Genomic DNA, 12,038 nt, shown 5'->3' on the forward strand with positions numbered 1-12,038 from the left:
TATCATTGCACCATAACAATCATAAACGATAATTATGGACGTAAATGAAATTTCTTTTGAAAACCTGCCAAAAGCAGTTGCTCACTTAACGAACGAAATTGCCGAAATTAAATCTATGGTTCAGAATGCGAAAATTTCTGAACCTAAAGAAAAACGCATTCCTATAGGAATTGAAGATGTATGTAAAATCATAGGAAAAGCCAAGCCTACGATTTATACACTCGTTCGTGAAAGGAAAATACCCTGTTACAAGAACGGTAAAAAACTCTATTTTTTTGAAGATGAACTTTTGGAATGGATTTCTAAAGGTAAAAAGAAAACCTTACTAGAAATAGAATCCGAAGCTCTGAAATATCATAACCGAAATAGATAAGGTTATGAACGAACAAAAATTCTTGTATCAATCTGATACACCTTCCAAAACGATTTACGATAGAGCGAAGAATTATTTGGACGAAAAATACAACATTCGTTTTAATACCATTGCTTTGGAGTTGGAAATTCAGTTGAAAGAGCAGGTTGGAACTTGGACTGTTCTCAACATCAATTCTTTATTGATTGAGTTAGCACAGTCTGGAATTGAAATTAATATGAATAAATTGGAAATTCTAGTTAGAAGCCATTTGATTCAGCAATACAATCCAATTCGTGAGTATTTTGAAAATTTAGAAACTTGGGATGGTATAGATTACATCAAGAAACTCTCTCAATATCTTAAAACCAATGATGATGAAGCATTTTGTTATCATTTTGAAAAATGGCTAACAAGAGCGGTATTATGTTCATTAAATAGAGGTTATGTCAATAAACAGTCATTGGTTTTAGCATCACATCAAAATTCGGGGAAGTCCTCTTTTTTACGATTTTTAATTCCTCCAAAATTAGAAAATTATTACACCGAAAATATCTCCATTGACAAAGATGGTATCATTTCCATTTGTAAAAATTTGATTTGTAACCTCGATGAATTGGCGGTTTTATCAAAGTCTGATGTCAATACTTTGAAATCTTTCATCTCCAAAAGCAGTGCAAATATTCGTTTGCCTTATGCACGAAAAGCCGAATTTTTAGAAAGAATATGCTCGTTTGTAGGTTCTACCAATCGGACTGATTTTCTTACCGATGAAACAGGAAGCATTAGATGGTTGATTTTTGAGGTGTATTCTTTTGATTTTGAATATTCCAAAGAAATTGATATGGATAAAGTCTGGTCTCAAGCTTACTACAATGCTTTTGAAAGGAAAAATTACAATCCCGAACTTACTGCTTCAGACATCGCCGAAAACGAAAAGCGAAACGAAAAATATGCACAAGTTTCAATGGAGCAAGAACTGATTTCAGCTCATTTTGAAAAATCTGAAAAAACAGAAGAATTTCTCACAGCAACCGATATTATGTTGGCGATGAATAGTGCTTTAGGCTTGCGATTGAATAATGTGAAAATCGGAAAAGCACTCACCAGTTTAAAATATCAAAGGATAAAACATCCTCAACTTCAAGTGTACGGTTATCTCATCAAAAGAAAATCTGAATAAACAAACTTACCAAAGTTACCAAGTTACCTTAAATCTTTAAATGATTTAATAATCAATGATTTATAAAGGTAATTCAATTTGAAAAATAAGTTACCTAAAGTTACCTTAATTAAAAATTTATGGTAAGAAGGTAAAAACAGGTAATTGTAAAAATTTGCTTTAAAGTATTGTTAATCAATAAAAAGGTAATTAGGTAAGAGGAATTTAAAAAAACAAAGAAAACAAAAACATTAAAATGAACTGCAACCAATTCAACTCTATAAAGTTGGAAGAAGTCCTCGTTTCACTCGGACACCATCCAACAAAGCAAAATGAAAAAGAAGCTTGGTATCTCAATCCTTTTTCCACAGAAACCCAAGCCTCTTTTAAACTCAATAAAAGAAACAACGTTTGGTATCTCCATTCCGAAGGAATAGGCGGAAACAATATCGACTTTATGAAAAAATATTTAAACGCTTCCATAAAAGAAGTTTTAGCTTGGGCAGAACAACAAAATTTCTCTTCTTTTCAACATCAAAGAAATCCTAATCCGAAGCAAGAAGCTCTAGCAAATAATTATACAATAATTGAAATCAAAGACATTCAACATCCAGCACTTTTGGAATATTTAAAAAGCCGAAAAGTAGAAAATCAAACCACATACTTAAAAGAGATACATTACCAAATCAACGATAAAAGCTATTTCGGAATAGGCTTCAAAAATGATTCTGGCGGTTACGAAATTCGGAATAAATACTCAAAGATATGCTTAGGAAAAAAAGATATTTCCACCATTAAAAATGGAGAAGAATCACTTCGCATTTTCGAAGGATTTTTCGATTTCCTTTCCTTTAAAAATTTAGAAGATAATTTGGGAAAAAAGCCTTCAGATTACATCATCCTAAACTCCGTTTCGATGATTCCAAAAATCAAAAATTTAATTCAAAATTATCAAAAAGTAGAACTGTATTTTGACAACGACAATGCTGGAAACCGAGCTGTCGAAATGATAAAGGATGTAGGAGAAAACATAGAAGACTGTCGGATTCTATACAAAAACCACAAAGACCTGAACGAGTTTTTAATGAGTTGGGAAATGCGTAAAAGAGATACAGATAGAGAATATGAAGACCTGAATAAAATAAACACACGCAAACTCGGCAGATAGTTAGTGCAAAAAGTACCCAAAGTTTACAATAAGCGTAACCGCTAATTGCAAAATTGGGATTTTTGATTTCTTCCTATCGTCAGAAATGTCTTGAAAAACCTTTTTAAAAACAAACTAAAATTCAATTAAAAACTAAATGCACACCAATATGGAAAAAGACTTTTTAGAAGAATTTGTCAAGAAAGCCTTAGAGGAAAATGAAAAGAAAGAGGATGGTGAAAAGAGAAAAAAACACTTTCAGGAAATCGGCAGAAAAGGCGGTTTAAAAAAGAAAACATCACAACAATTTTCAAAAGTTATCTCCGTAAGATTAACCGAAAAAGAGTTTGAAGAAATAGAAAAACAAGCCTCAAAATATCACTTGAAAATATCAAAATATGTAAGGATGATTCTAACTGAAAAAGAATTAAAAATAAATGAATTTAAAACTGAAGAAATCCTTCTTCAATATGGAAATCATTTTATCAGAATTAAAAATTTACTGAGACATAGAGAGTTCTCCGAATTTGAAAACAAGAAACAAATCCTCCATGAAATTGAAACCGTTACTAAACTGATTTACCAATATCTGTATGAAAAACAAAACAAGCAGAAACCTACATAACTGAAATTCAAAAATGAATAACAGCGCAACCACCAGAAGAATTACCAAAATCGCCATCGAATATAATGGCAATGACAAAGGAACAGCAGAACGAGTATATCAAAACAACCTATTAAGTCAGAACCCAGAACAACAGTTTACAGAAATGAAAACCGTTGCAGACCGCAATAAAAATGTAAAAAACTGGGCATTGACAGGGTATATTTCTCCAGAAAAATCCATTGGAGACCAATTATCCAATGAAGAACTCACACAATTGGCATTAAGAGCTTTGAAGAAAATTGGAGTGAGTGATAACAACCAAATGGTTTTAGATATTCATTCCTCAACCAAACAGAGACACATCCACTTTATTGTCAATAGAGTAAATACACACGGAGAGAATACCATTAAAGCCCACAACATTGGAGAACTCTTTGGGAAAGCCGTTCGTGAAGTTTGCAAAGAAATGAACCTTAAAACAGATATTGAAATTGGCAAAGAAAAGAAAAAGCAAATGTTGAAAGCACTCACAACTTCCCTTAGAACTTCAAGAAGCTTTGAAGAACTGATTAATAATATGAAAAAGCTAGGTTATCGGGTAACACTTTCACAAAATGAAAAAGTAGGAATCTCGGGAATGAGAATAGTAAAATTTGAAGACATCAACCATCAAACCGATCGAGAATACAAACCAGGATACAAACTCTCTGAAATCACCAATACATTAAAAATTAAAGACATCAAGCAGAAACTGCAAGAAAATAATGAAAGGACAATCATTTTCAACTCAACAGCAACAGAACAAATCAATAAAGAGGAACAGGAAAATTCACCAAGTGTGAGTAAACGGCTTGAAAATATAGCAAAAGAATTGTTAAAGCCCACCTACACTTCATCACCAGAAGACGAACTATTAAAAAAGAAAAAACGAAAATTTAGATAAAATGGAAAATCAAGAACACAGTCAAAACAATGGCTTAGAGCTATTAAAAAAAGTCATTGAAACCAATGAAAGAAATACCGAACAAGGAATAAAAACAGAATTTGTGTATGAAGATTTATTGAATATAAAAGGAGAAACAGAATCTACGATGAGGAGATTTAACGCTACAATTTTAAAATTATCAAAATCTTTAGAAAAAGAAGCTCAAGAAAGGAATAAATTTATAGAAAGGATTCCTAAGACCATTGAAATCGTACCCTCTGAAGATTATTTAAATCTAAATAAAGCACTTGAAAAGAATTCTAAATTTATGAAAAATATCTTTTATGGGATGATTGCAGCATTATTCCTTTCAGTTATAATAACAGCAGGAAACATCTTTTTTACCAAGCAATGGTATGCAGAAAGCATTAAATCAAAAAGTGAAATTCGACAAGAGATTTTGGATGAACTTGCTATTGACAGAAAAAAGATATACGATGAAAATGAAATAACAATTCTGAAAGATAACACCAAAATTATGCAACTTTGGATTAAGAATAATCCAAAAGATGCAAAGATGTTTTTGAGATTTAAAGATGGGTATGAGGCGAGTATGGAATCAAAATAATATATTTTATGATTGTTATTTCAATCAAAATATGTATTTTTGTCCGAAATAACAATCATTATTGTAATGAAACAACAGGTAATCCTCCCAAAATTCAATCAACTATTAGGGCAAATGGGAGAAAATATTAAGCTCGCAAGAAAACGTAGAAAACTCACTGCTGTTCAGGTTTCTGAAAGAGCGGGAATTGCTCGTTCCACATTGTATTTGATTGAAAAAGGTGATGCAAGTGTTTCTTTGGGAGCTTATTTTAATGTTTTAAGAGTTCTGGGATTGCAAAACGATTTTCTGAAATTAGCTGCTGATGACGAGTTTGGCAGAAAATTGCAGGATTTAGAATTACTTAAATAAACATCTACTATTATGAAACAAGGAAAATTTGATATTTACGAGTTATCTTCAGATTGAACTCCTAAGGAGTTCTGTTTCTTTATCCCTAACTATTTAATACACAGTTGCTACTCCTTACGGAGCATTTTTTTTGTTCCAAAGTTTCGTTTTATCAATCTCAAAAAACTTAAGCTGGTTTAAGAAAATTGATTTTCATTAATAATTAGATTAAAATTTAACAAAAACACATCAAAAGGAAAAAAAGTACAATTTTTATCGACTTTTCAATCTTTATTCATACTATCCATACACGGTATCTTTGTTTCATCAAAAACAACAATTAAAATAAATAGTATGAAACGTATATTTTTATAAGACATCGTCTTACCAGTAATCACATTACTCACCTTTAGTTCAAATATTATGGCACAATCAAATCCAGCATTTCACAATGTAAATAATTGGACAACTAATGAATCTGGAAGCACAGGATGTGTAACTTCAGGAGAAAGACCATGTAAAGTAGTTGTACCAGATGGAAACACTCTTAGCTCAGTGCTAGGCACTAAAACCAATGCTCAGGTATTAGACATCTCTATTCAGAGAAAGTTAGAACCATAAGCTTCATTTGCTTTGAAAATGTAAGGGTGGAATTTTTATTCCACCCTATTTTTTTAATTTTTATCTTGGATTCTGAGGCATCCCTGTTTGTTTGATAATATCTTCAGGAATGGCAATGGCATATCTTGGGTCATTGGGAGGTAAGTTATAAGCTTCTCCGCCTATCGTTCTTGTGAGGGTAATGGCATCACCATCACGATTGTAGCGTTTAATGTCTGCCCATCGAAGCCCTCTGAATAAAAGTTCTTTTCGTCTTTCCTCTTTGATGATTTGTAAAGCTTCTTCTTTTGTAATTGCTGAAAAAGGAACGAAAGTTCCTGCTTTCCATCTTTTCACTAAAAGTTCATTTAATTTCAACATCGCATTGTTGATATCATTGAGTTGGGCATAACTTTCTGCTGCAATTAAATACAACTCATCTTTAGCCAGTACGGATGAACGCTGTGATGTACCCGAATAGTTTCCTTTAAACAAAATTTGTCCACTGGTGTTGCTCCTGAAGAATGCAGTTTTCCTCAGATCATTATTGTCATAAGACTGATATAAAGTAGGTGGAATTTTTGCCATATTACTCGACAAAATTGGAGAATAAGCAATTGTAGTAGGCAATAGCACTTCTATATTCATTTCTTTTATCGGATAAGAACTTGTAACAGTAAGTGTATTAAAATCCAACAGTTGTCCATTAATTCCCAATGCTTCATTGGCATACTTCAAAGCATTAGAATAATCTCTCATATACAAATACGTTCTAGCCAAAAGTCCTAAAGCTGTGGCTTTTGAAGCTCTGGCTACCGCTATCTGCTTTTCGGGTAAAAGGGAAATTGCGGTATGTAAATCTTCTAGTATTTGGTTGTAGGTTTGTTCTAGAGTTGCTCTTACAGACTTTTGGTTAACATCAGGATTTAAACGAAGGGGTAATCCTAAATCGGTATTAGCGGTATCTTTGTTGAATGCTACACACCAAATTTGTGCGGCTTCCAGATAGATAGAAGCTCTAATGGCCAAAGCCTGACCTTTTACATTCTCTGCATTGTTAATTTCATATTGTTCAAGATTGTTGAGAACAGTATTGCAAATATTGATTCTAAAATAGCAACTTCCCCAATCGTTACCTGTGGCTCTTGCTACTAAATTAGGCTGCCAAATATATAGGCGTTTATCTGCTTCGTAGCTTATACCGTTATAATCGCTGTCGGTAATATAAATTTCGTCCGAAGAGATTTGTCCGCTGATGCTATTACTACCCAACAAATTGGCTATTCGGTCTAATAGAGCTTGGTTATCCTGTAGCGTTTCCGGAACTACCAACTTTGTATCTGATTTTTCATCCAAAAAATCTGAACATCCCACATTTAAAAACAAAAATGCGAGTCCAACTAATAGTATTATTTTATTATTCATAATTCAAGGTATATTTTAAAATTGAGCGCGAAGCCCTAGTGAATACGTAGTGACAGGTTTTAAGGAATAAGTTCCCCAGTTATAATCGGGGTCTATTCCCGCTTTATTGGCTTTCCAGAGGATTCCAAGATTGCTTACAGAGCAGTACAGGTGCAAGCTTTTCATACCAATACTTTTTAATTGTGAATGGTTAAATTGATAGCCTACATTAATATATTGCAAGCGAATATGGTCTCCCTTTTCCACCAGTACCGACGAACCGTTATAGAATGCATCTCTTGCAGAGTTAGCGGTATAAGGGTTTGCAGGAACATTGGTAATCAATTCGTCACCCGGTTTCTGCCATCTGTTTTCGTAATCGCTATGACCATCTCTACTGCTGATAAGATTGGTATAGTTGATAGAGCTTCTTCTGAACCAATACCCGAATTTATAGGTGATGCCTACATCCAGACTCATTTGCTTATAACTAAATGAATTGATAAAAGAACCAAAACTGGTAGGGATGGCAGAACCAAAATATTGTAAATCTTCAATTCCTCTATCTGAGGAGGTGATTTCTGAATATTGCTGACTGATTTCTCCATTCAGGTAACCTCGTGGAGCTCCTGTTTCGGGGTCTAGACCTGCCCATTTATAGGCAAATACAGAATAAACAGGCAACCCGATAATTCCTGATATGGGGGCGGTATTACCTGATTGGGCAACAAAATCACTGGCAAAAGTAGTTGGGAGATAATAATCGGTAACTTTATCTTTATAGGTACTGAAATTAACAATGCTGTTCCATTTGAAAGCTTTGTCAATATTCTTCGTATTCAGCACCACATCTATTCCGTTGCCTTTCATCCCAGCCACATTCCAGAGCATGGTGGTAACTCCGGTAGTATAGTCGATAGGTGCCTGCCCAAACAGGTTGCTTCCTTTTTTATTGTAAAATTCAACAGAGCCTGAAATACGGTTGTTCTTCGTAGCAAAATCAATGCCTACATTAATCATTCTCATCATTTCCCATCGCAATTGGGGATTAAAATACTGGTCTATTCTAGCCACGGGTTCTCCTGTATATACAGAAACTTCGGGGTCATACGCAATGGTAGTTACTGCAACCATCGCAGGGTCTATATTCCCATTGAAACCATAAGAACCTCTCAGCTTAATATTAGGAAGCCATCTTACGTGATAGAATTTTTCATTGGACAGATTCCACGCCAGACCTGCTGACCAAAAAGGATTCCATTGGTCATTGGTGGTAAGTCCGAAAAGATTACTGGCATCCCTTCTCATGCTCCCAGAAACTACATACTTCTTATCAAAGGTATAGGCAGCATTGGCAAAAAAGGATAAGAAATTAAGCTGGGTTTTTCGCATCGAAATATTTTTATCGATAAAGCTATTTTCACCAGTCACGAAATTGGGATATTGGTGGGTATAATCTACAGCACCTACCGACCTATCATAAGAATTGTAACCATAATAGCGGTTATTCTCATATTCTGTAACTGTTTTTCTTATTTCTCCTCCTGCTAATGCAGAGATACTGTGTCTCCCAAAGACTTTGTTATAATTGAGCTGTCCTCTTAGGTTGTTTATAGAGGTTTGGGTATTTCCTTTGGTCAGAATGCCTCCTTTGGGAATAATGAATTTGATGCTTCCATCTTGATTTCGTTGTGCAAAGCTGTTGATTAGATTCCTGCCATTATAGCTTTCTTCATCATACAAGGTAGAACTCTGTCCGTTAAGTCTTTGATACTGATATTTTACATCTGCTTCCAATCCTTTAAACAGTTTGTAATTAATCCCAGTATTGATGATGATTTCATTGGTGTCATTCTTAGATACATTGTGTTGCCAATCGGTAAGCGGATAATAATTCCAATCTAAAAGGCCACTCCCTTGCAGGCTATTTTTATAATTCTGGTTAAAATTTGAATTTACTACCAAAGGATTGCCTTGTTCATCTGCAAATTCCAGATAAGGAATTTTCCAGTTCCCTTTCATGGTTACAGAATTGTATGCGCTACGTCCACTTTTAGAATGGGTATTGGTAAAGAAAACTCCTGTGGTTATGGTTAGCTTTTCAAATGGACTCCATGTAGTTTGAAATCGGGTATTTAGTCTTTGGTATTTTTCTTCAAGGTTTCCGATATTATCATCATACCCAATAAACGAAGTCCATGCGAATTGAGGCGAACCTCCCGATAAATTGAGTGCATATTGCTTATTTTCTAATGGACGGTACATATATTTCTTGTATTGGTCTCGCACATCTATAGTACGCAGACGGTCTATCTGCCTCATGGCATCATCATGAGAGATAGCTCCTTGCTTTTCTTTATTCAATAAATCTACTACTGGGGTAAGCACTGGATGATTGGGCGAATTGATATCACTGTCATAATATCCTTTCTTAAAAAGCTCCATTTCTACATCTATAAAATCTGTGCTTCTCATTTGTCGGCTATAACCTAGGTCGGGTTTTGAACTTAGGGTGGTATTTGCGGTAAATTCTAATGAAAAGGGCTGATTGAATTTTGAGTTTTTGGTGGTAATCACTATTACGCCATTGGCGGCTCTTGCTCCCCAAATGCTGGATGCGGCAGCATCTTTCAGTACGGTAATACTTTCTACCATATTGGGGTTGATACGGCTGAGATCTCCTTCATAAGGGAAATTATCCAAAATAATCAAAGGGTTTTTAGGACCTTGCAAGGTGCTCAGTCCTCTTACCATCAGCTGTCCGCTATCACTCAATCCTGTGCTATACGTTAATCCACTCATAATGGCGGTAAGCCTGTCCATGATGTTGGTGGTTACTTGCTGCTGCAAAAGTTTGTCATCTGCTGAGGAGAAAGAACCTGTTGCTCTTTCTTTCGGAATTTTTTGGTAGCCATTAGAGAGTACAATTTCTTGTATTTCTTTTACTTTTGAAGACATTACTATATTCAAAGGACTTTTCAGGGGTAAAGCCACTTCAAAAATCTTAGTGTCATAGTCTTTATAAGAAACGCTGAGCGTTACATATTTTTCTTTCGTTTGAAAATTAAAGAAGCCTTTTTCATCGGTCAAGACAACCGTTTTTGAAGGTTGAATGGTGACTATAGCTCCCTTTAGGGGAATAGAATTTCCTTCTGTTATTACATATCCCGAAAGGCTTTGTTGTGCCATCAAAGGAACTGCACAACACAGCAATACAGGTAAATAGAGTTTTTTCATAGCAAATATTTAGATTTTAATTTTTAATTTTTTCATTTTAAGATAGCTGAGCACAGACATAAGGTCACGAAATGGTGGCTGAGCACAGACCGAAGGTCTGCGAACGAAGTTCACGAAGCCAACTTTTTACTTATCTTTTATTACCAGCATAAGAATTGGACGTTCTGTTTGCTCTAGTGCGAGGTCATATTGAGCTAATTCTTTTTGAAGTGTTTTAAGGTCTTTCACGTTGGAAAAGCGTAAATCCACATTTCCCTTATATCCCGTTTCATCAATGACGGGAAAAGAAGTAGTATTGTTATTGGCATTGAGTGCTGAAATCATATAAGCCAAAGTAGCATTTTGCATTACTGAAGGTGTTTTTAGAAAACTATCAATCAAGATTCCACCTTTTGTTGCAATTTTATCTTTTTCAGAAGTGCGTTTGAGTACGAGGCATTGTGTTACTCTTTTTTCTAAACTTACGGTATAAGGTGTGTTTTCATTAATAAAACTGAGCATTTTGCTGTACAAAGAATCGGATTGGATTTTGGGAACAATAAAATCGATACTGTATAATTTGGCATCGGTTTCTTTGTTGGCGATGTTGGTATTGAAATCTATGTCACTCGGGTTTTTAACCGTATTTATAAAACGTTTTACACTCAAAACATCTCCTTTCTGCTCAAAAAGTTCATAGCCTATTGAACTATAGATTTCCATTAGAGATTTATTTGTGAATTGTCTGCCATAGGTCTTGCCCTTATCCCTGTGAAACCATGTCCCATAATCTAAAGCCCTTATTCTGCCTTTGGAAAGAAAGGCGTAGGATTGCAGTTCGGTATTCTTTTCGGTATCATAGTTTTCAGAAAGCAACAGTGGTCGGGTTTTATCGATTTGGACAACTGTCTGTAATGAAGATTGTTTGTTTTCGATAATTTCAGAAATCGCAGTTGCGGTTACCTGGTCCGAATCTGTAGTATTGAGTAGTTTTCCGTCTTTTATCCACACGATATAAGGAACTCCTTTGTGTGGAAAGAGCTGATGAAACATTTTGTCATCTGCTACGGAAATGATTTTATCGTAACGTTTCCCATTGGTGGAAGCAAAGAACTTTTCTAGAACAACACGACTTTGGTCGGTTACGGCTAGTATTTTTATTTTATCGCCAAATTGTTTTTGGAGTTCTTCCATTTTAGGAAAGTTGAGCAAACAACTGCTGCACCATGTCGCCCAAAAATCTAATAAAATCAATTTGTCTTTGTCCTGATTGAGGGTGATGGTTTTCTGGGGATGGTTCACCAATTGCAAAGGAGTTGACCAAACATTTTCGGGGAGATTTTCTCCTATTTTTAGGGATTTGTTCTGGGCAAAGCTGGTAGCAGCTGCCACAAGGGTAAAAGCTAGGGGCATAAATCCCCTGCAAAAAATATTTTTCATATTTTTGAATACGTTTTTAATTAAAGTTAATTACAGTCTTTGCTCTTTCTGTGCGGTCGCCAAACTTTCGCAGAAAGGGCTTTTTCTTTTTTTTAACTTCTCACCTTAGGTTGGGAGACATTATATTACATCTCCCTTTCCTAAAGGTCAATAATAAAATTTGATATGAATGTTGAATGTATTTTCCCGTGTAAGCCCGAAAGCCGCAATGGTGCGCTGCCATTGTA

General features: G+C 34.8%; 11 protein-coding genes. 8 read left to right on the forward strand and 3 right to left on the reverse strand.

Annotated features, from left to right (window positions below; translation table 11 throughout):
• Positions 1 to 34: 34 nt before the first annotated feature.
• From QM746_RS05525 to QM746_RS05560, 8 genes are all read left to right on the forward strand, one after another.
• A complete protein-coding gene (locus QM746_RS05525; RefSeq protein ID WP_414983302.1) occupies positions 35 to 373 on the forward strand; it encodes a helix-turn-helix domain-containing protein in 339 nt (112 codons plus the stop codon).
• A gap of 4 nt (positions 374 to 377) precedes the next feature.
• On the forward strand, positions 378 to 1,535 hold the full coding sequence (locus QM746_RS05530) for a VapE domain-containing protein (protein WP_414983303.1): 1,158 nt from the start codon (positions 378 to 380) through the stop codon (positions 1,533 to 1,535).
• 235 nt (positions 1,536 to 1,770) lie between these two features.
• The gene (locus QM746_RS05535) at positions 1,771 to 2,682 is read left to right on the forward strand and encodes a toprim domain-containing protein (RefSeq protein ID WP_414983304.1); all 912 of its coding nucleotides are present in this window, start codon (positions 1,771 to 1,773) and stop codon (positions 2,680 to 2,682) included.
• A 136-nt stretch (positions 2,683 to 2,818) separates the two neighbouring features.
• Positions 2,819 to 3,286 carry a plasmid mobilization protein gene (locus QM746_RS05540; RefSeq protein ID WP_414983305.1) on the forward strand — a complete coding sequence of 156 codons (468 nt, stop codon included), beginning with the start codon at positions 2,819 to 2,821 and terminating at the stop codon, positions 3,284 to 3,286.
• A gap of 13 nt (positions 3,287 to 3,299) precedes the next feature.
• Positions 3,300 to 4,211 carry a relaxase/mobilization nuclease domain-containing protein gene (locus tag QM746_RS05545; RefSeq protein WP_414983306.1) on the forward strand — a complete coding sequence of 304 codons (912 nt, stop codon included), beginning with the start codon at positions 3,300 to 3,302 and terminating at the stop codon, positions 4,209 to 4,211.
• 1 nt (position 4,212) lies between these two features.
• Positions 4,213 to 4,821: a hypothetical protein gene (locus QM746_RS05550; protein WP_414983307.1), complete on the forward strand. Its 609-nt coding sequence runs from the start codon at positions 4,213 to 4,215 to the stop codon at positions 4,819 to 4,821.
• A gap of 66 nt (positions 4,822 to 4,887) precedes the next feature.
• Positions 4,888 to 5,172, forward strand: a complete 285-nt coding sequence (locus QM746_RS05555; RefSeq protein ID WP_058879002.1) for a helix-turn-helix domain-containing protein — start codon at positions 4,888 to 4,890, stop codon at positions 5,170 to 5,172.
• A 402-nt stretch (positions 5,173 to 5,574) separates the two neighbouring features.
• Positions 5,575 to 5,772, forward strand: a complete 198-nt coding sequence (locus QM746_RS05560) for a hypothetical protein (protein WP_414983308.1) — start codon at positions 5,575 to 5,577, stop codon at positions 5,770 to 5,772.
• Positions 5,773 to 5,832: 60 nt separating this feature from the next.
• On the opposite strand, the gene QM746_RS05565 is transcribed toward QM746_RS05560, so the two are convergent.
• From QM746_RS05565 to QM746_RS05575, 3 genes are all read right to left on the reverse strand, one after another.
• Positions 5,833 to 7,176, reverse strand: a complete 1,344-nt coding sequence (locus QM746_RS05565; RefSeq protein ID WP_414983309.1) for a RagB/SusD family nutrient uptake outer membrane protein — start codon at positions 7,174 to 7,176, stop codon at positions 5,833 to 5,835.
• A 15-nt stretch (positions 7,177 to 7,191) separates the two neighbouring features.
• Positions 7,192 to 10,392, reverse strand: coding sequence for a SusC/RagA family TonB-linked outer membrane protein (locus tag QM746_RS05570; RefSeq protein ID WP_414983310.1), 3,201 nt, complete (start codon positions 10,390 to 10,392; stop codon positions 7,192 to 7,194).
• Between the two features lie 126 nt (positions 10,393 to 10,518).
• Positions 10,519 to 11,784, reverse strand: a complete 1,266-nt coding sequence (locus QM746_RS05575; protein WP_414983311.1) for a TlpA family protein disulfide reductase — start codon at positions 11,782 to 11,784, stop codon at positions 10,519 to 10,521.
• Positions 11,785 to 12,038: the final 254 nt, after the last annotated feature.

It is taken from the genome of Cloacibacterium sp., assembly GCF_047601505.1.
GTDB lineage: Bacteria > Bacteroidota > Bacteroidia > Flavobacteriales > Weeksellaceae > Cloacibacterium.

Excerpts from the sequence above, each read along its gene's own strand:
- QM746_RS05535 (WP_414983304.1), top strand. The coding sequence starts at position 1,771 with ATGAACTGCAACCAATTCAACTCTATAAAGTTGGAAGAAGTCCTCGTT.
- QM746_RS05570 (WP_414983310.1), bottom strand. The coding sequence starts at position 10,392 with ATGAAAAAACTCTATTTACCTGTATTGCTGTGTTGTGCAGTTCCTTTG.
- QM746_RS05555 (WP_058879002.1), top strand. The coding sequence starts at position 4,888 with ATGAAACAACAGGTAATCCTCCCAAAATTCAATCAACTATTAGGGCAA.
- QM746_RS05560 (WP_414983308.1), top strand. The coding sequence starts at position 5,575 with ATGGCACAATCAAATCCAGCATTTCACAATGTAAATAATTGGACAACT.
- QM746_RS05575 (WP_414983311.1), bottom strand. The coding sequence starts at position 11,784 with ATGCCCCTAGCTTTTACCCTTGTGGCAGCTGCTACCAGCTTTGCCCAG.
- QM746_RS05540 (WP_414983305.1), top strand. The coding sequence starts at position 2,819 with ATGCACACCAATATGGAAAAAGACTTTTTAGAAGAATTTGTCAAGAAA.
- QM746_RS05545 (WP_414983306.1), top strand. The coding sequence starts at position 3,300 with ATGAATAACAGCGCAACCACCAGAAGAATTACCAAAATCGCCATCGAA.
- QM746_RS05550 (WP_414983307.1), top strand. The coding sequence starts at position 4,213 with ATGGAAAATCAAGAACACAGTCAAAACAATGGCTTAGAGCTATTAAAA.
- QM746_RS05565 (WP_414983309.1), bottom strand. The coding sequence starts at position 7,176 with ATGAATAATAAAATAATACTATTAGTTGGACTCGCATTTTTGTTTTTA.
- QM746_RS05530 (WP_414983303.1), top strand. The coding sequence starts at position 378 with ATGAACGAACAAAAATTCTTGTATCAATCTGATACACCTTCCAAAACG.
- QM746_RS05525 (WP_414983302.1), top strand. The coding sequence starts at position 35 with ATGGACGTAAATGAAATTTCTTTTGAAAACCTGCCAAAAGCAGTTGCT.